We start from the raw sequence: 19,925 nt of genomic DNA, 5'->3' as shown, positions 1-19,925 counted from the left end.
TATGAACTCAAAGGCTGCTACTGCATGGGTTTAACAAAAATTGAACCCGTGGGGCGAGGCCGACCGTCTGCATCCACACCCCCATTTTCCAGCAGGGCAACATCCGGCAGGCGCAGATTGGGTAATGTACCCAGCGATTCACCATTGCTGTTGTATCGGGCAACTTGTCCGAACCACGGTTGACTCACGTAAATTGTGCCGTCTGTGTCTACCGTCAGTCCGCCTGCATTTCCAATGCCAATCTCAAATTCATTCACAAGCTGCGGCAGTTGGCGAACACCGTCTGGATCTCCCTGTCCCGTTTCAGGATTCACAAACAGAGGATGAACATTAGGCAGATCGTAGACCAGAATACGACTCTGGCGATCGGGATCAATGGGTTGACCCACTGCTGGATCAACCAGGGAAGCGGGATCATCCCCCACATAAAGCCGACCGTCAGTGCCAATATCTAAGGCTGCCACAAAGTCGAGCCGTCGATCGGTGCCAACGAGCTGGGCTTCCAGCGTGCCATCGGGACGATAAACCCGTACTTCTGCTGTCCCCAGGGCGGGTTGTTCTAACGGTGGATTCAAGCCAATGTAAATCCGACCATCCGGCCCAAACGCCAGATCAGTGAAGCGGACCTCTGCTTCATCCGTCAGTTGTACGACGACACCTTCATTCTCACGAGTATTGGGATCATCTAAAAACCGCCCAGTATAGCCATCAAATCGGAGAATGCGTTTGTTTCCCAGATCGGTGACATAGACGTTATTGTCGGGCCCGACGGTAATGCCAGCCGCAAAATTAAGTCCTTCGTTCTCATCGGTATCTGGGTCGTCCCCTGTGCCCTCAGGACTGGCATCACCAAAGACTCCCATATACTCCCCAGTCAAACTGTTAAACTGAAGTACCTGGCTGGACAGTTGGCTGGACACCAACAAATGACCATTCGGGGCCAGGGTGACTCCCCCAATCCCGTCGAGGGGATTGTCTGGGCCCAGCAAATTCTGGTTCAAGAACCCCAAAAACTGCATGTTGGAGTCATAGGCCGCCAGGGCATCCGTGTCATCGCTCTGGAAGAAGCCGGGTGTTCCGGCGGCATCGGCAGCCCGATCGGTGTTAATTCCCACCACAAAAGCGATCGAGTTAAACCGTTGGGCCAAGGGGAACGAATTCTCGCTGTGGGCAAATTCGGGCGTGGTGGGCAGGAACAGACGAGCATTCGGAGTATCCGCCTGACCAAATACCCCGAGAAACGCCCCTGCGTTGTCCTGGAGTGGGCCAGCATAGCGTCGGATCTGACTACCGCCAGTAGGCATGGGGATGGGGTCAGCCGCCAACTCGATCGAACTGCTGACATAGAGATTGCCATCGGAACCGAATCCCAAACCGTTTTGAATCACGCGATCGGGCCGACCATCCTGGTTGAAGTCCAGATCTGGCACATTCATTTCCGTGCTGACTTCGCTGGTAATATCCGCATAAACGCCCAGGAAGGCACCCGGATTGTCCTGAGCCGGCCCCGCGTAGCGCAAGATTCGTCCCATTGCCGCACTGGTGACATAGAGATTGCCATCGGGGCAAAAGACGATCGCCCGTGGTTCCGTTAGTTCACTATCGTCACGGTTGGCCTGGCCATACACACCCAAAAACTCACCCGGGTTGGCTGCATTCGGGCCAGCGTAGCTCAGGACAGCCCCTTCCAGCAGGCTGGTGACATAGAGATTGCCATCGGGGCCAAAGACCAGCACCGTGAAATCAGGAATGGGCATCTCCTCTGGAACAATATTGTCAGGGTAGCCGTTATTGCGGGTGGCATACACCCCCATGAAATCTCCCGTTTGGCCGTCATACTGCAAAACTTGAGAGGTATAGGCACTGGCAACATAAAGATTGCCGTCTGGCCCAAATTTAATTCCTGTCGGATTCAGCAAGCCGCTTTCGGCATTAGTCGCCTGCCCAAATACCCCCTTAAATGTTCCCGAAACCCCGTCATAGACCAGAATTTCATTACCGCGAGTCCGATCGACTGCATCGCTGGAAGTAACATAGAGATCGCCATTCGGGCCATAGGTAATCGCACTCGGCTGGGCCAATTGACTGTCGTTTGGATTCGCCTGTCCGACAACGCCGATGTAATTGCCTTGCTGATCAAACCCCACGACCAGTCCATTCACCCGACTACCCGTGACAAAGAAGGGGGGATAGTGTCGGGCTTGCTGCGGAGAGCCAGGGAGCGGAAACAGGGCATCAGGACGCAGGGCTTCGACGGTGGAATAGGTATCGACAATCACCTGGTTTGAGGTAACTCTGCCCTCAGCATTGACGGTCATCCAGCTAAAAATATCCAGGTCATAGCGGTTGCCAGTTTCCAGGGCAGCGGCATTCGTTTCCCGCAGGTGAACCATGACCCGATTGCCATCCGCAAAGGTTTCTTGAATGGTGAGATTACCTGGTGCAACCACATTCATCCGAGGCAGCATAATTTGGGTAATAATCTCTCCCGCGTTACTGAAGTCTGGATTCAGCGGCTGGCCATCTGAGGTAAATCCCTGCGCCGATCGCACATAGGGTAAAAAGTTGGCCCACCGATCGCAAAACTCCATTGTGTATCCGGCGTATTTAATGCCGCTGCTTGTTCTAAGTTATTTTCAATTAAGGCTTCCCAGGTATCGATCGCCACCTGACGCGCCATTTCCCGATCAATGGTCTGATCCACGGTTACGGATTGTCCAGTCAGTGGATCAGTATCAGGAATATTGGGAGCAACGACCCCCGTTGCAGCAGCAGCAGCAGGGTAGGTATTATAAAATCCTTCAAAGGAAGAAATGCGTCCATCTTCACCCAGCGTCAACAGATAGACAAAATCTCCTTCAAAGTTTTGCCCGGTGAAGGTGCCCTTTCCCGTTTGCGCCACCCGAACGGCCACCCGGGTTTCTTGCCCTCCCCAAAGCGTTTCCTGTTCCTCCGTCAAAATGTCCAGGGGCGTAAACCCTGTCCAGAGAAAGGTGCGGGCCATATTGGTAAAAAACTCCTGCACCGCATCCCTGCCCCGATAATTACCCGCATACCCAAGGCGATCGGGATCCCCATCCATGCGCCATTCAACGTTGCGGGTGAGTTGTTCCGTAAAACCTTCCACCAGCAGGGGATTGAATAATGCCGCCCCATAGTCATTGACCAACTGTTGTGGATCTGCTTCGATCGGGGCCGTATCGGCAGCATCTTGGGAACAACTGATACTGGAAAGACTGGTAATACTGAGGCTGGCCGCCAGCCCTAAGCTCGCCAGACGAATCAATTTAGGAAATCGTTTCATAATAATTTTACTCCCGCACTCCTGATTGCTCCGCTTCCCGCAGAACACTGATGTGGAATGAATTTGTGGTTTAGAGGCAAGGTAGGATAGGACATTAGACCGAGGCCGCAACGGCACGTTTGCTCGATTGCAGCACCAGATCGGCCGCCTTCTCGCCAATCATGACGCAGCTGGCATTCGTGTTGCCGCTGGAAACCGTTGGCATAATTGAGGCATCAGCGACCCGCAATCCTGCCACGCCATACACCCGGAGTTGCGGATCAACAACCGCCATGGCATCACGTCCCATTTTGCAGGTTCCCACCGGATGCCAGATGGTTTCGGCATAGTTGCGGATGTACTGCTCCAGATCAGCATCCAAACCCGGCACAATCTCACCATCATTAAAGTCGGCAAAGGACTGGGTACTGGCCATTTCTCGACACAGTTCGATCGCCCGCACGTAGGCTGCTAAATCCGTTGGCATCTCAAGATAGTGGGGATCAATCACGGGAGGATCCTGGGGGTTTGCTGAGCGCAGCCGCACTTCACCCCGACTTTGGGGCTGGACGAGCACGGGAACGAAAATGGAAACGGGGCCAGTGGCGGTAAATCCGGGTGGGGTGAGTTGCGGTAAGCCCGCACTGAAGTTGATTTGAATATCCGGTGGGGCAGCCGGCATTGCATCACGGGAGTGGGTAAACAGGGCGACCTCCGCTAACAAATCCAGCACTGGCATTTCCTGCTTCGACTGATAGATGACTTGCAGCCGCAGGTGATCGTGCAGATTTTGTCCAACCCCCGGCAGATCCACTACAACGGGAATGCCAAAGGATTGTAAGGCTGCCGCTGGGCCAATTCCAGACAGCATCAGCAGCTTAGGTGACAGAATCGTACCTGCGCTCAGAATCACTTCCTGGGACGCTTTCACCTGATGGGTTTGGCCCTGTTGAACATATTCCACCCCCACAACTCGCTTGCCCTCAAACAGCAGTCGGGTGGCCAGGGCATGGGTTTCTACGGTCAAATTGGGGCGATCGAGGATCGGCGTTAAGAATGCCGTTGCACAGCTTGCCCGCCGATCATCTTTCGTCATATTAAACTGCACCAGACCTGCCCCATTTTCCTGCGAAGCCCCGTTAAAATCCCAGTCTGGCCCGGCATAACCCAATTCCATCGCTGCATTCAAGAAGGCGATCGCCACTGGACTGGGGTTGGGACATTTGCGAACGGGCATTGGCTCACCCACCCCATGAAACTCATCTTCTCCCAATTCATAATCTTCAGATTTCTTGAAGTAAGGTAAGACGCTACTATAATTCCAGCCTTCGTTCCCCAGTGCATTCCAGAGATCGAAGTTTTTTCGATTCCCGCGCATATACATCATGGCGTGAATAGAGCTGCCACCCCCCAGAACTTTTCCCTGGTTTAAAGTGATCCGGCGTTGATTCAAGCCTGGCTGTGGTTCAGTGAAAAACAGCCAGTCTACTTCAGTGCCCCACAGTCCGACCACGGTATTGAGCGTGTGAATATCAGGATTACTGTCTGGGCCACCCGCTTCCAGGAGGAGGATATTCATCGATCGATGGGCACTCAGGCGGTTGGCTAACACACAACCCGTTGATCCTGCCCCAATAATCACATAATCAAATGTCTGTTCAAAATTCATAATTTATCTCCTCAGTCCTACTGGGAAAAATCATGTTGCTCAAGGTCTATCTGACGGTCTCGCTTCCATCCCAATCAAACCCGGCTGAATATCTCCCTCCAGCACCATATCAATCAAAAAAGGCCCCTCGTAAGCCAGTGCTTTTTGAATCGCTGGTGCAATCTCACGGGCTTGTTCTACACGAATCCCTGCAACGCCCATCGATCGCGCCATTTGATCAAAATGGAGTTCCGGTTGGGATAGATCAAAGCTCAGCGGAAAGTCGTGCCCCGGCATACTGCGTTCTTGCCAATAGGCTAAAAGATTTTGTTGCAGCAATCGATAGGAACGGTTATTGCAGATGATGAACTTGGCATTGATGTCATAACGAGCCGCTGTCCAGAGGGCTTGAATCGTATACATGGCTGCTCCGTCTCCGGTCACGGACACAACGGGTTGATTGGGATGGGCCAGTTTAGCGCCGATCGCCCCTGGAATCCCCATTCCCAGCGAACCACCACGGGTCAGAAAATAGTGTCCGGGTTGAGTCGGGGGAAGATAGCGGGTCAGTGCTGGGGAGCAGGTCAATGCTTCGTCAAACAGGATGGTATCTTCCGGCAGGTAGTCTGCCAGGACTTCAGCCACATGAGCAAAGTGGAGCGGTGCCTGATTCCAAACCTGCTGGTCGGTCTTTCGTTCAGATTCCTGTTTGGCAGATTTTTCTAGTGTCATTCTCATGAATCGCATTTCCGCATTTGATCGCTGCTCTGAGGTCAAAATCTCATCCAGAATCGTTGCTAGCCTGGCTAGAGACACCTTGGGATCGCCCAGCAGCCCCAGATCAACCGGATAATTTTTGGCGATCGCATCAGTATCTAAATCAATGTGAATCACCTTCGCATTCGCAGCAAAAATATTCCCTAATCTGGGAAACACTTCTGGTAAGAGATAGGTACCGCAAACCAGATTCACATCTCCCTTGGAAGTTATGGGAAAGCTGTAATGCCCAAACATATGGCCCGTCGTTCCCTGGTAGAGGGGATGGGTATAATCCATGTTGAATTCTCCCGTATCCGCCTCCCACACTTCCGCTCCCAACAGTTCCGCAACGCGAGTCAGTTCAGCTTGCGCCTGGGAAAAAGCAATGCCATCTCCCACGAAAATCATGGGCTTGTGGGCGGATGCCAGCATTTGAGCCGCCGCTTTCAGCCGTTCCTCATCGGGTAATGCTCGGGTGTCCAGCAGTGAGGTGGGTTGCACGATTTCAGGGCTGGGAGCCTCCAGGATATCCAGGGGCAAGCAAACGTACACCGGCCCCCTTGGCGGAGTCATGGCAATTTTGATGGCGCGACGCAGGACTCGCAGCAGCGAAGATGGCTCCATCACCATCGTGAACCACTTCGTAACCGGTTCGGCCATGGCGACCAGATCCCCCGCCATCTGAGCTTCCATTGCCTGATATTTGATGCCGGCATCTCCACCAATCACCACCAGGGGGGAATGACCCCGTTTCGCCTGGTACAATGCTCCGATGCCATTGCCTAATCCTGGAGTGCTGTGAAGTTGCACCAGAGCAGGGGTTTGCGTTGCCCTGGCATAGCCATCCGCCATCATCACCGCAACCGACTCCTGCAACGTCAGAATGTACTGGAGCGCAGGGTAATTCCGCAGTGCATCCAGAAATCCCTCTTCTGATGTACCGGGATTGCCAAACATATAATGCATGCCATCGACTAGAAATTGCTCAAGGATGACACAACGCCCAGGTTTACCAACCATAGTCTCTATCCTCGCAATGATCAGGTTGAGAACTGGAGTAAGTTTTGTTTTCAGGTTGTGGTCTACAGCGAATACAATCAGTTATCCAATTCTCAATCCAATTACCAACCGTAGCGCGTTAGCCCTTTGTCTAAAACTTCGACCATTTTGTGTCCTGTCAAATAGGAATCTGGTGTGGAACGACCTGTAATGAATGGATAGTCCACAATCACCGAGGTTTCTTTACCGACGTTGCCGTGAAACTGCCCCTCGGGCCCAGTGGCATCCCGCAGAATATACTCCAATGGATATGGCGGCGGGCCGATATTGATATCTTGGACTGCAAATCCTGTGCCATCTTTATAGTCATATTCCAGACAATGCCCGGTGACATGCTTGCCCCAAAGAATGCTCTTGCGATCGCCGATATCTCTGGCAAAGGCAAGGCAGGCAACCCCGTAACATTCTGCTGCGATCGGTTTTCCTAATTGCCGAAAACAAAGAATCAAATCATGTACCCGCTGATTGTTGACTAGATCAACAATCGGGCCACTTCCGCCGACAATTAATAGCGCATCATACTGCGGCAAATCTCGATCGCGCACCTCATCCAACGCTCTGTAATATGCCTCCATTTCCCGAATGAATTTAGGAGAACTCCAATACGGGCGTTCTGGTAACCAGTCCTTCAGGCTGATGGGGTGATCGAGACGGGGATTCTGGGGATCATCCAGGGCTTTGACTTTTTGAGCCATTTCATCGGAAACCACAGGTCGCCCCAGGGGGGGATCAATATAGGTGGGATCCATGCTGGGAGTGAGTGCTACCGGGCGTTTTCCAGTCGGTGTGGCAAAGTCTACTGCATAACCTGCTGTATCAAAGGTTTCCAGCGGCCCGACCAGTTCTTCGCCCCAATAGCCCCACTCAGAGAGCACTGTGAGAATTTTTTTAGTCATCTGTTTAACCTCCATCAAGTATGCAAAGACTGTAATTGTGTAGATTGAATTGGGCTGAGGGATTGTTCGTCAAAGAGGGATACCCCCTGATCGCAACGGACAATTTGCTGGGCGATCGCTGCAATAAAGGCATACACATCCTGTCCCGATCGTCCTGTCACCATATCTCCGTCCACCACAATGTTTTCAGAGGTAGGAACGTAGATCGCGCCTGCATTCACAATGTCGGCCAGTACCACCTCATGGCAGATGACTCGTCGCCCTTGCAGCAGTTCAGGCATAGGGGTCAAAATCCACAATCCATGACAGAGAAAACCCTTAATAATTTTGGGATTGGCCATTACCCTGGCGAAGAATTGTACGGCAGGCGCTGACCGAACCTGTTCTGGATGAATGAGTTGCCCAGCAGGGGGCTGGAAGTAGCGCAGGCGAACGCTGGTGTAATTTGCTGCCATAATCACAGCCGCATACTCGTTAATATCTATATCTTGAAAGTCGATCGTCACATCCAGTTGTTGAGGTGATTCTCCAGGCTGGTCTACATCACTGACAAAACGAACGGTTGGATTCCCCCATAATCTTGACATCAGGTGAACAGTTGCTCCGAGTTCAGGAAAGCGGGTTTGGTAGGCAGCAATTTCCTCCGAAATATATTCAGTTTCTAGAAGTACGGCAATCTTTTTACCGTCCAGAATTCTTGCTGTGTTCATGTTTTTTGTCCTTCGCCCCAACTGGCGTAAACTCTACAACAACTTCTACCTCTGAGCCGAATTGGGACTCATCTTCGTTCAGTTCAATGCGGAAGTTGCTTCGATCCAGCGTGCTACGTTCAATTCCGTCCACAGTGATTCGGGTGACTTCCAGCACACCCGGCTTGAAGAAGTCGGGCAGCACATTGAGCGATCGTCTGCGGCAGTTTGTCCCTGGTTTGAAGTAAAGACAGAAGGGATGGTGGGTGACATAAACGCTGTTGTAAATGTGGGCCAGGTAGTTCAGTTCAAAGGCATGATAGCCGGAGATAGAATGGGAACCCTTTTTGCTGTAGTCGCCCTGAATAACTGGATCGCCAATATCAGTCACGCGGAAAAAGATCCCTTTGTTCTCCTGATCCAGGAAAAACAAATTCCAGAATGCTTCCAGCTCACGGGCTAACTGCAAATAATCTTGCCTTTGATCGCGCTCGGTGTGGGTGCAGCCGTAAAGAATCAAATAAGCCAGAATGCCCTGTTCCTGTTGCCAAAAGTCTTTTGTATTGCTCCAGGGAAATTCCAGAAATGTACTATCCTCAGGATGGCGTTCAACTGCATCAAATACACCGCTGCGGAAAAGATCCAGTCCAACTTCGGACATATTAATGGCCAACTGATCGGCCAGCTTCATCAACCGATTGGCGAATTGCTGATACTCAGCCGCCTCTTTCTGGCTCTCTGCCCGCTCTACCATGCAATAGTAGTAATTGGCAACGCGAGTCAGGTTCCAGGAGATTTTCAAGTTATGGCCGATCACTGCCCGATCTTGCTGCCAGCGCCAGTGGTGATCCGGCTTCCAGTTACGGAAGAAACGTTCATTCACAAAGGGAACGGATGGATTGGGATCAGGGAATTTTTGCAGCACAATGCTGCTCGTTGTATGGAGAATTTTCTTGCAAATACTGATGAAGGTATGCAAATCTTCGTAACTATAGGCATGAACGGGTAAAGGTTCGATCGCCAGGATCAAATTCACCAGATAAGCCGGGATGTGATCCCCAATTGAGTTCCAATTTTTCCGTGCTCTGTTGTCCCCCAAGGCTTCACTGTTCCAGTCCATCGTCACATAATCTAGATGGGAGAAGTAATCTCCGAAGGCATTCTCGCCATATTCAGATTCTCGATCGAGGTAAAAATCGTTGAATGCCCGAATGGTTCGTTCAATGTCTTCCAGGACTTCCCAGTCCAGGGTAATGCGGTAGTACTGAGCGAGTCCTGCTAGGGCGTAAATTTGTTCGTACAGAGGCAGGGTATCTCTGTCATCATCATTCAAAGAATGGTTGATCACTCGATAACCATAATCTGTTTTTTGCTTGCCAAATGCCCAAAAACACCGTCTGCCGTCGTTACTTAAGCAGCGAAAGATTTCCCGCTGATACTCCACCCCCGCATGGGCCGCAGACAAGAATCGTTCGTTGCCGGTTAGAAGATAGGCAGAGGACAAGCCATAGATTAGCCGGGAAAGGGTGGCACATTCCTGAATATTATTCAGGAAAGGGGATCCTGTAATATTCAGATTGGTCTGATATAGCCGGAAATCGTCGATGATGTAAGTTTGCTTATCCTCAAAGATGTAGCCGAGCCAGGTATCAGCCAACCGAGAAATTTGTTTCAACCACCAATTTTGAGATTCAAATAAGAAATCGCCATGTTGGGATTGCAGTAAATAGATGATGCGGGCATTGAAGTGAATGTTGTCGTCATCCTCTTGGTACACGCCCCGCACGGCAACTAACCGATTCGGGCTGAGGTACTTTTTAATCAAATCTGAAGGGCTACCCGAAAAATTCGGTGGTGTGGGATAACGATCGCGGTTGGCTCCATCTAAATTCTTGACCAACTCAAATCGAGTTTCCTTACCCACTGAAATCGTAAATTCATCACCGCTACGACACTTTACCTGGAACAATTTATTGTCTGGCTTAATGTCTAAAACTGTTCCCATCAGCGTTGTACTGAGAGTAAATCGTTTCATGCTTACCTCTCACTCAAATGCATTTATTTAATTATTCCAAGCTGATTGAAGTGCATCCTAATTTGAAAAGCCGGAGATGCACATCGTCATCTTGTGAGGTCTAGAAGCCACAGGTTTTTACTGGCTAACCTCAAATTAATCGCAAATTAATCGCAAATTAATTGCAAATTGTTTGCAAATTGTTCGAACTCAGTTGACTCAAACTAACCAAGAATTAAAACACGTAAAGTTTTCTACTTATCTTTTACCAAAACGAACGCTGACAGCTTGAATGCGAAACTCTCATACTCCTAGGTTTAATAGTAGAAAAAGAAGTTGAGGAATTTGTGAGGATTTTCCCTATTTGGTCGTGCTCCTTCGTAAAGGAGGAAGAAAAATTCGATTAGGACTACCAAAATGTGATGGGTGCCTCTAGAGACAGGGGACTGCGATCGATTAAGGTAATCATCATGCAGTTTAGTTGTTGGACATCCTGTGAATTTACCCACGAATGCTTTGAGCGAATCCACTGGATTAGAGCGATTTGGAGAAACCCATCCATCCATCGGTGAACCTGCCTCGCAGACTTTAGCAGAACAGGCTGCTGCGACTCAAACTCGTAAGGCGGATCATTTGCGCGTTTGCCTGGAAGACGATGTGCAGTTTCAGACGACCAGCGGCTTGGAACGGTATCGCTTTACCCACTGTTGTCTCCCCGAACTCGATCGCCGTGAGATTGATTTATCCACAACGTTTCTGGGCAAACCACTGAAGGCTCCCCTGCTGATTTCCTCCATGACGGGAGGAACAGAGTTTGCCCGCACGATTAATTTTCGGTTGGCGGCAGTGGCCCAGCAGTACGGACTGGCAATGGGAGTCGGTTCCCAGCGAGTGGCGATCGAAAAGCCAGAGGTGATGGCGACGTTTGCGGTGCGATCGGTTGCGCCAGATATTCTGCTGTTTGCCAACCTGGGAGCAGTGCAACTCAACTATCAGTACGGTCTGGAGGAATGCCAGCGTGTCGTGGATAGCCTGGAAGCCGATGCCCTGATTCTGCATCTCAACCCGCTCCAGGAAAGCGTTCAAACCAATGGGGATACGAATTTTCGAGGATTGCTAACTAAAATTGAGCAAATTTGTCGTCAGCTTCCCGTCCCCGTGATTGCTAAGGAAGTCGGGAACGGCATTTCAGCGCCGGTAGCCCAGCGGTTAGTTGAGGCGGGAGTCAGGGCGATCGATGTGGCTGGAGCCGGAGGGACTTCCTGGGCGAAGGTCGAAAGTGAACGGGCTAAAGACCCCCTCCAACGTCGTCTGGGAGAAACCTTTGCCAACTGGGGCATTCCCACGGCTGACTGCATCACAGCGGTACGATCGATGGCTGCCACGATTCCCCTCATCGCCTCTGGAGGACTCCGCAACGGACTGGAAGCGGCCAAAACGATCGCCCTGGGAGCCGACTTAGCCGGACTGGCTTTTCCCTTCCTTCAGGCAGCCGCCGAATCGGAATCCGCCCTGACTGCCCTCACCGAAGCTCTGATCGCAGAGATGGCGATCGTGTTGTTCTGTACGGGGAGTCCGACCCTATCCGATCTGAGGAAACCAGGCGTTCTGGAGAAGCTCAACCCATAATCCCGCTTCCCTGGGTGGACTGGGCGGGCAAGATGCCCACTCCACAAGAGTTTGGGCAGGCAAGATGCCCACCCCACAAGAGTTTCAGTGTATTTGAATTCTTCTTCCTGGCAAATCCTCCGGGCAGACAAGATCCCTGCCCTCCTTTCTTCCCCACTCCCCACTTCCTAACTCCCTACTCCCCACTCCCTCAATCTGACTGGCAGGCAAGATGCCTGCGCTACTCCTACGGGCTGCGCCCACGCTCCGCGAACACTCCTCACTCCTCACTCCTCGCTCCTCACTCCTCACTCCTCACTCCTCACTCCTCACTCCTCACTCCTCACTCCTCACTCCCATAAGCTATCTTGGATGAACACACTACGTTGGGCCGGGGCGATGAAGAGACTGCTGCTGACAAGTCTGTTTGTGGTTGGGGTACTGTGGGCACTGATCAGCTATCCGGGAGCTGCAAACCGGGGGAATTATGAATCGATCGTTTTAGATTTTCAGCCGGAATTGACGATCGCTCAGATTGAAAGCGAGTTATCTAGCTTGAGTCAAACCTTTGGGGTGACTCCCCGGCTCAACAGCGAATTTTCAGAACAGCAGCAGGTTTATGTCGTGGAGGGAGATGCAAATCTACTCCGGGATCTGCGCCGGTCTGAACTGCGGCAGTATACCAAGGCGATCGACCCTAACTACATCTATCGGGCTTTGGATGTTCCCAACGATCCAGACTACTACAAGCAGTGGAACCTGAAGACCATCAACGTCGAGTCTGCCTGGGATCAGACGAAGGGAGAAGGGGTGACGATCGCCGTGATTGACACGGGAATTAGTCCTGTACCCGATCTGAAGAATACAAAATTTGTCGAGGGATACGATTTCGTCAATAACCGCACCGAAGCGACCGATGACAATGGCCACGGCACCCACGTAGCAGGGACGATCGCCCAATCTACGAACAATAACTACGGGGTAGCAGGCATTGCCTACGAAGCCAAACTGATGCCCCTGAAGGTGTTGAGTGCGTCGGGAACTGGAGAAATTACTGACATTGCTGAGGCAATTCGCTTTGCCGCCGATCATGGAGCCGATGTGATCAACATGAGTCTGGGCGGGATGGGAGACAGCATCATCCTGCGATCGGCGATCGACTATGCCCACAGTAAGGGTGTGGTGATTGTGGCGGCGGCAGGAAATGCCAATACCAGTTCCGCTTCTTTCCCAGCTCGCTATCCTAATGTGATTGCCGTTTCTGCCACAGACTCCAGCGGTGCGAAAGCTCCCTATTCCAACTTTGGCGCAGGGGTGGATATTGCGGCTCCCGGTGGCTCCAAGGCGAATGGGGATGGAGGGGGCATTGTGCAGGAGACGATCGATCCGCAAACGGGAAATCCCGCTTTTCTCTCCTTCCAGGGCACCAGTATGGCAGCTCCCCATGTGGCAGGCGTAGCAGCGATGATCAAATCCGTTGGCGTGGAAGAACCCGATGCCATTGCCAAAATTCTGAAGGAATCTGCCCTGACCATTCCCGATGATGCCCTGAATCATTTTGGCGCGGGGGTATTGAATGCTGGAGAAGCTGTCAAAGAGGCTCAACGGGGCAATCTGGATGTGAAAGATTTCTTCCGGTGGCTGCGGGACAATGGCTACCTCAACCTGAGATTCTGGTTTGATGGCGGAGCGGTGGCCCTGTTACCGAAGATTGCGATGGTGCTGGGGTCGTACCTGCTGGCCTGGTTCCTGAAAAACTATCTGCCGTTCTGGAGTTTTTCTTTAGCCAGTGGATTGGTCACGGGAAGTTCAGGACTCTTCTTCCTGCGCGGTCTATACCGATTTGACATTCCCCAATTCCCCTTCCGGATTCTGGGTAGCTCCATTCCCGAACTGGGCGGAGCGATTCAGGGTAGTCCGTTGCTCAATCCCCTCTTTGCCAGCGTCCTGATTCCTTTCTGCTTAGTTGCCCTGCTGCTGGGTCATCCCTCCTGGAAGTGGTTTGCGGTGGGGTCGTCCCTGGGGGTTGCCTCCTGTTTGGCGATTAGTGCGGCGATCGATCCAGCGATGATGTGGTTGGGAGATGGGCTAGTCGCTCGCAGTTTCCTGGTGGTGAATGCCTTGCTGTGTTTGGGCCTGGGATATTTGTCCGCGAAGGCGGCGGATAATGCTGTTTCGTAATAATGCTGTTTCGTAAAGGATGTAAAAGTTGATGCAACGGGTTGAGCCAACCGTGGCGGGAGCATCTTGCCTGCGCTGATTCCCAAAATTTGCTCAACCTCTTTTCAGATCTGACTTGTAGCCTCGATCATCTACCACGTACTTTAAAACCAGTGCTAGATTTGAAGCGGTTTTATGGTGGTAGATTTTCTGATGAATACATCTATGGTTTTGTCTCACGAGATACAGGGTCATGGTGCGGAAAAAGTCATTGTGATGGGCGGTTGGTTGGGGGATCGCAGCGTGTTTCAGCCGATGCATCCCTGGCTCGATCGGGCTACCTTTACGTACTGCTTTGTCGATCCGCGTGGGTATGGCGAATCCCGTCATTTGGAGGGGCAACATACGAATGCGGAAGTCGCAAGGGATGTGATTACCCTGGCGGATAGTTTGGGATGGCAGCAATTTCACTACATCGGGCATTCGATGATGGGTAAAGTGGCTCAGTATCTCTGTGCGCACTTTAGTGAACGGCTTAAATCTGCTGTTGGAATTTCTCCGGTTCCTGCCATGAAAATTGATCTGGGTGAGGGTCGTCCTCTGTTTGCCAATGCCTGGGAAGTTCCAGCGAATCGCGGCATGATTTGTAGGGTAACAACCGGGAATCGCCATACTTCCATCTGGGAGCAACACATGATTGATGAATCTTTGCGAACCACCACGGTTGCAGCTTATCGAGACTACTTCCATATGTGGGCAGATGAAGACTTTGCGTTAGAGGTTCAGGGATGCAATGTGCCGTTTCTGGCTGTCACCGGAGAGCATGATGCGGGGGTGCCGACGGAGTTCGTTCAGGCAACAATTCTTCAGTGGTTTAAGCAAGCTGAGCTACAGGTGATGTCCAATGCCGGGCATTATCCGATGATGGAAATTCCAATTCAGCTGGTAACGGTATGTGAGTCGTTTATGAAGCGGTTTGCCTGAGTAACCAGCCGATCGCCGATCGCCGATTTCTGACTAGACAGGTATAGTAGCGAGAAGTAGATTAATTCTGATTAAGCTCAACGGTAGATTCGCTCATGGCTTTTACCCTTCCTGGTCAGTACAATTTTCTGTCTCGGTTTTATCGGCTGTCGTCAGTGAGTGTGCTGTCTAACATGATGGTGCCGCTGGCAGGCTTGGTGGACACAGCATTTCTAGGGCATCTGACAGACATCCGCCATCTGGCTGGTGTAATTTTAGGTTCTATTTTATTTGACTACTTGTATCGAGTACTGAAGTTTTTACGCTCCAGCACCAATGCCATCACGGCGCAGGCTGTAGGGCAGGATGATCCGAAAGGCGTTTTGCTGGCAGGGTTACGGAGTGGGTTGATTGCGCTGGCGATCAGTTTAGTGATCCTGGCACTACAGTATCCCCTCCAAAAATTGGGGTTTGCTATTCTGAGCGGGACTCAGGCAGTAGAGGCTTCTGGGGTGGAATACTTCTATGGCCGAATTTGGGGTGCTCCAGCGGTGTTGCTGAATTTTGTTCTGATTGGCTGGTTCCTGGGGCGAGAACGCAATGGACTGGTGTTGTTTATGTCGATCGTGGGCAATGGCTCGAATGTGCTGCTGGATTACTTGATGATTTATCAATGGGGATGGGCCAGTGCAGGGGCAGGGTTGGCCACGGCTGCCAGTCAGTACCTGGCTTTGTTGATTGGATTGATCGGCGTGGGGTTCACGATCCCCTGGAATCAAGTTACGCCAGCTCTGCGAGAGGTATTTGAACCGAATGCACTGAAGGATGCAGTTGCGTTGAAAGGAAATATTCTCATCCGTTTTCTGGTACTCATTTCCACCTACGCTATTTTTACAAACCTGAGTTCAACTTTCGGAACCGCCACCCTGGCCCAGAACGGCTTACTGTTGCAAATTGCCCTGCTCAGCCAGTTCACGATTCAGGGGGTGGGTATGACGACCCAAACGCTCACTGGGAATTTCAAGAGCAAAGGTGCAACCGAACAGTTAGTTCCTGTGCTGCTGGTTTCCATTTTTACGACTTTACCGATCGCCCTCAGTTTTGCAGTTGTGGCTATTCTATTTCCAGATACTATTTTTGGCTTGCTCACCAATCACACAGAGGTCAATGCGCACATCTCTAACTACACCCTCTGGTTGTTACCCTTGCTGGAACTGACTGCGATCGCCTTTATGCTGGAGGGTTACTTCATTGGCTTGAAAGAGGGTGCGATGCTGAGGAATGCAGTACTGGTTGCGTTTGGGGTAGGGTTTCTACCGATCGCCCTGTCTGCGGGATACTGGCAAAATAATCATTTGCTCTGGCTGTCGCTGGTAGCCTATGTCACCACGATCGCCATTATCCTGGGCACACAGCTTCCAAAAACGTTGGGTCAACTTAAGCTACAGCAGCAGGAGCCTTTACCGAGTTAAGGAGACGGGGCGATTGCAGGCTTCCACGTCATTGGATCAAAAAAACCGGGGAGAGTGCCCCGGTTTCTACATTGCTGTGGCTATGACGCGATTAGCTCAGGCTACCTGCTTAACTAATCACAAAGTTTTGTGAGGTAATCGCACTGACAGACGTATTTCGCAGGGTTGCGATCGCCGCAAAGTTGGTGCCGCCACCTAAACCATCTGTGTCAACCTGAAGCTGAGTGTCAGAGCCAATTTGCTCTAGTCGCACCACTTGATCCAGGGAAGCCCCCTGGAACTCAGGTTTCGCAAAGATGCCCCGCAGATCAATCACATCGTTTGCGGACTCGAAACCAATGATAAGATCCGTATGCCTTGCCTGGTGGTTGCTGAAGACGTAAGTATCTTTGCCTGCTCCGCCAATCAGCGTGTCTCGACCCAATCCGCCGGTCAATACATCATCTCCTTGGCCGCCGATCAGACGATCGTGACCCTGGCTACCATCGAGGCGGTCATTGCCAGCACCCCCATTCAAGCGATCGTTGCCCTTGCCACCAATTAGCGAGTCATCTCCTCCGCGTCCGATGAGGCGATCGTTCTTGCCTTTTCCGTTGAGCAGATCGTTTTCGTCTCCACCGACTAGCTTGTCGGCTTTACGCGTACCTTGAATCCGTTTGGTAATTTCGCCATAGGTGATGTCAGGTAGGCTTCCGGTTCCTCCGCCCAATGGAGCTGGAACGGGAGTGGGAGCCGGATTTGGAGTCGGTAATGGAACCGGAGTCGGATTTGGAGTCGGTAATGGAGCTGGAACGGGGGTGGGAACGGGGGTGGGAACGGGAGTCGGATTGGGAGCTGGGCTAGGGGTTGGGTTAGGAGTTGGGGTTGGGGTTGGGTTAGGAGTTGGGGTTGGGGTTGGGTTAGGTTCTGGATGAGGCCAAGGCCATGGATGGTGATCGAAGAAATCTGTAAACGTCAGGGAAAATTCAGCATCGACAGATGCATCTGCCTTGTCGGTAGCTGTTACTTTCAGCGGGAATTGAGCGATGGATGAGCCTTTTCCTGTAAATGTGCCGGTTGTTGGGTCAAAGCTGATCCACTCTGGTAAGTCTTCACCGTTGGCAAGGGTGGCTCTGAGGGTTAGCTCATCTCCATCTTCGTCGCTGAAGGTATCGGCAGGTAGTGTAAAGGAAAACTCCTGACCTAGCAGATACTTCTGACTTCGAATGGCATTAGCAACGATCGGCGCATCATTTACGTCTTTGACGGTAATCGTGAATGTTTCCTCAGTACTAAGCTCCCCATCATTTGCCGTCACTGTTACGTCGATCGTGGCACTTTCTTCGTAGTTGAGGCTTACTCCATCCCGGAGTTTGAGGTGTCCATCCTTCACTTCAAAGCGAGCGTCATCTACTTCAAAGGTATGCTCATCCCCTTCGTCTGGGTCAGTGACCTTTAGTTTGCCAATGATTGCGCCTGCTTTGTTTTCGTCTACTTCGTCGCCCAACAGATCGATCGCCTCTGGTGCGTCATTGACAGGAGTTACATTTACCGTCAGGGTAGAAGCCTCACTGCTAAAAGCTGTACCATCGCTGACCTTAAATTCAAAGGTGGCAGAACCATTAAAGTCAAGGTCAGGAGCAAACTTCAGCTTGCTTAGATCGCCTACAGTAATTTCTTGACCGATCTCAACCGCTTCTCCATCATCTTCCTCTCCATCCTCATTCGCATCCAGGAAGAGCGAGCCGTTATTTGACAGAGTGGTGATTTTGATTTTTTTCAGGCTATCTGCCGGGTCAGTATCAATGAAGGGGAAGTCGCTTGCAGTAAAGGTATAGAGCGTGTCTTCTGCTGTGGTGACTGTTTTGTCGCTGGTAGTGGGTGCGGCATTCGGTGGATTTAAGGTGAACCGCTGGGCAAAAATGCCTCCGCCTTCGCCTTGTAGGGAATCCTGCCAGGCAACGACAAAGTCATTGTCAGAATCCATTGCTATGGTGGGAGCAGAAAAAGGAAAACCAAACATAAACTCAGAGTTATGCCGTTCTGCAAGCGTTAGCGCATCGCCATAGGATTGTCCTTGAGCATTAAAGGCTTGTACCCGAACTGTATGAGTACCTGCCTCACTGAAATAGACGGATTGGTTCCAGGTGATGGCAAAATCACCATCTTTATCCATCGCCACACGAGAATTATTGGCCGATCCATCTGAATTGACTTTGAATGTATTACCCTTTGCTTGCCCCTGGTTGTCATAGAGACGAGCAAAGACTTCATTGGAGCTAGGACCACCAACCCAGGTGACAACAAAGTTACCGTTGGCATCAGTTGCTACCTGAACTTCCCGGTCAGAGCCACCAGGAGTATCAATCTGCAATTGATTACCGATTGGGACTCCCTGGTTACTATATTTTTGGGCAAAGATATCACTGCCGTTTCCCCAGACAACAACAAAATCACCATCTGCATCAACTGCTACATCCGATTTGTCTAACTTATCAGGATAAGCAGCTACTGTAAGCACCTCTCCCTGCGCTATGCCTGCACTGTCAAAACGTTGAGCATAGATGGTAGATGAATAACTCATATGCCAGGAAGGAAAATCACTATATACGGATGTTGTTACACCCCAAGTGACAACAAAATTACCATTGTTGTCTCTACTGATGGCAGTAGAACTACTCCAATTAGCCGGAGCAACCGTCAAAGCTTCAGAGGGTTCTGCACCAAAAATTCGGGCTTTAACCGTACCGTCGTGGCTCCAGGTCGTGATGAAGTTGCCCTTGTCGTCCATTACAATGTCGGACACATCGGTAAAACTACCGCAACAGCCAGTAGACTGAAGCGTGAGCAATTCCCCTGGAGTGTTGTTGCGGTCAAATCGTTGGGCGACATACAGTTTCCCATCTTGTGATGAATAAGGCTGTTGCCACAAGACCACAATATTCCCCTTATCGTCTAGGGCAATGTCTGGAGCAGTAATAGTTGTTGAACCAGAAACAAACTGAACTGTTTCACCGATCGGTCGAACTTGTCCTGAAAAGGTTAATTCATTTTCCATAATTACTCTAAAAGCAGACTCCTATCTGCTGCGATAGAAACGTTTGGGGTGGGGCAGTCACAGAACAGCCAAAAAGAAGCTGGCTGTCAAGCCAGCACAACGGCTTCTTTCAGGTAGGGAAAGAGTTGAAGGGCTTTATTTGCCGCTAATACCTGCCAAGCTGTAACACTAATTGATGCTCAAAGTCAGGCGGCTTTTCGGCTGAAGGTGAGGCTAGATCGATCGGTTTTTACCCTGTACTGAAAATGTATCTGCTGAACCGTTGGACACAGTGGACAATGGAGCAAAAGCCAGAACCAGTGAGGCGAATGGAACCTTGAACGGATAGTTTTTTAAC

General features: G+C 51.1%; 13 protein-coding genes. 5 read left to right on the top strand and 8 right to left on the bottom strand.

The window, feature by feature from the left end; genetic code table 11:
- Nucleotides 1-17: 17 nt before the first annotated feature.
- The 7 genes from ACM1PF_RS16435 to ACM1PF_RS16405 all read right to left on the bottom strand — a co-directional run bounded on the left by ACM1PF_RS16435 (nucleotide 18) and on the right by ACM1PF_RS16405 (nucleotide 10,369).
- Nucleotides 18-2,591, bottom strand: a complete 2,574-nt coding sequence (locus ACM1PF_RS16435) for a hypothetical protein (RefSeq protein ID WP_416676357.1) — start codon at nucleotides 2,589-2,591, stop codon at nucleotides 18-20.
- A complete protein-coding gene (locus ACM1PF_RS16430) occupies nucleotides 2,510-3,304 on the bottom strand; it encodes a nuclear transport factor 2 family protein (RefSeq protein WP_416676356.1) in 795 nt (264 codons plus the stop codon). Before ACM1PF_RS16430 ends, ACM1PF_RS16435 begins: the two co-directional genes overlap by 82 nt.
- Nucleotides 3,305-3,398: 94 nt before the next feature.
- Nucleotides 3,399-4,952, bottom strand: a complete 1,554-nt coding sequence (locus ACM1PF_RS16425) for a GMC family oxidoreductase (RefSeq protein ID WP_416676355.1) — start codon at nucleotides 4,950-4,952, stop codon at nucleotides 3,399-3,401.
- 39 nt (nucleotides 4,953-4,991) lie between these two features.
- Complete coding sequence (locus ACM1PF_RS16420) at nucleotides 4,992-6,710, bottom strand: thiamine pyrophosphate-binding protein (protein ID WP_416676354.1); 1,719 nt, start codon at nucleotides 6,708-6,710, stop codon at nucleotides 4,992-4,994.
- A gap of 101 nt (nucleotides 6,711-6,811) precedes the next feature.
- On the bottom strand, nucleotides 6,812-7,645 hold the full coding sequence (locus tag ACM1PF_RS16415; RefSeq protein ID WP_416676353.1) for a type 1 glutamine amidotransferase domain-containing protein: 834 nt from the start codon (nucleotides 7,643-7,645) through the stop codon (nucleotides 6,812-6,814).
- A gap of 14 nt (nucleotides 7,646-7,659) precedes the next feature.
- On the bottom strand, nucleotides 7,660-8,355 hold the full coding sequence (locus tag ACM1PF_RS16410; RefSeq protein ID WP_416676352.1) for a DJ-1/PfpI family protein: 696 nt from the start codon (nucleotides 8,353-8,355) through the stop codon (nucleotides 7,660-7,662).
- Complete coding sequence (locus ACM1PF_RS16405; protein WP_416676351.1) at nucleotides 8,327-10,369, bottom strand: AGE family epimerase/isomerase; 2,043 nt, start codon at nucleotides 10,367-10,369, stop codon at nucleotides 8,327-8,329. Before ACM1PF_RS16405 ends, ACM1PF_RS16410 begins: the two co-directional genes overlap by 29 nt.
- A 543-nt stretch (nucleotides 10,370-10,912) precedes the next feature.
- Here ACM1PF_RS16405 and fni point away from each other — a divergent pair.
- From fni to gntT, 5 genes are all read left to right on the top strand, one after another.
- Entirely contained in the window at nucleotides 10,913-11,977 is a 1,065-nt protein-coding gene (gene fni / locus ACM1PF_RS16400) for a type 2 isopentenyl-diphosphate Delta-isomerase (RefSeq protein WP_416676686.1), read from the top strand.
- 32 nt (nucleotides 11,978-12,009) lie between these two features.
- The gene (locus tag ACM1PF_RS16395; protein WP_416676350.1) at nucleotides 12,010-12,318 is read left to right on the top strand and encodes a hypothetical protein; all 309 of its coding nucleotides are present in this window, start codon (nucleotides 12,010-12,012) and stop codon (nucleotides 12,316-12,318) included.
- A gap of 37 nt (nucleotides 12,319-12,355) precedes the next feature.
- A complete protein-coding gene (locus ACM1PF_RS16390; RefSeq protein WP_416676685.1) occupies nucleotides 12,356-14,137 on the top strand; it encodes a S8 family peptidase in 1,782 nt (593 codons plus the stop codon).
- A 192-nt stretch (nucleotides 14,138-14,329) separates the two neighbouring features.
- Nucleotides 14,330-15,100: an alpha/beta fold hydrolase gene (locus ACM1PF_RS16385; RefSeq protein ID WP_416676349.1), complete on the top strand. Its 771-nt coding sequence runs from the start codon at nucleotides 14,330-14,332 to the stop codon at nucleotides 15,098-15,100.
- A gap of 95 nt (nucleotides 15,101-15,195) precedes the next feature.
- The gene (gene gntT / locus ACM1PF_RS16380; protein ID WP_416676348.1) at nucleotides 15,196-16,551 is read left to right on the top strand and encodes a guanitoxin biosynthesis MATE family efflux transporter GntT; all 1,356 of its coding nucleotides are present in this window, start codon (nucleotides 15,196-15,198) and stop codon (nucleotides 16,549-16,551) included.
- A 109-nt stretch (nucleotides 16,552-16,660) separates the two neighbouring features.
- Here gntT and ACM1PF_RS16375 read toward each other — a convergent pair whose 3' ends face one another.
- The gene (locus tag ACM1PF_RS16375; RefSeq protein WP_416676347.1) at nucleotides 16,661-19,588 is read right to left on the bottom strand and encodes a putative Ig domain-containing protein; all 2,928 of its coding nucleotides are present in this window, start codon (nucleotides 19,586-19,588) and stop codon (nucleotides 16,661-16,663) included.
- Nucleotides 19,589-19,925 lie beyond the last annotated feature (337 nt).

The organism is Egbenema bharatensis FJBBOT/2019, assembly GCF_048077055.1.
GTDB classification, from domain to species: domain Bacteria; phylum Cyanobacteriota; class Cyanobacteriia; order Elainellales; family Elainellaceae; genus Egbenema; species Egbenema bharatensis.
The sequence above is the reverse complement of the archived record's forward strand: the minus strand, read 5'-3'. Positions and strand labels throughout refer to the sequence as shown.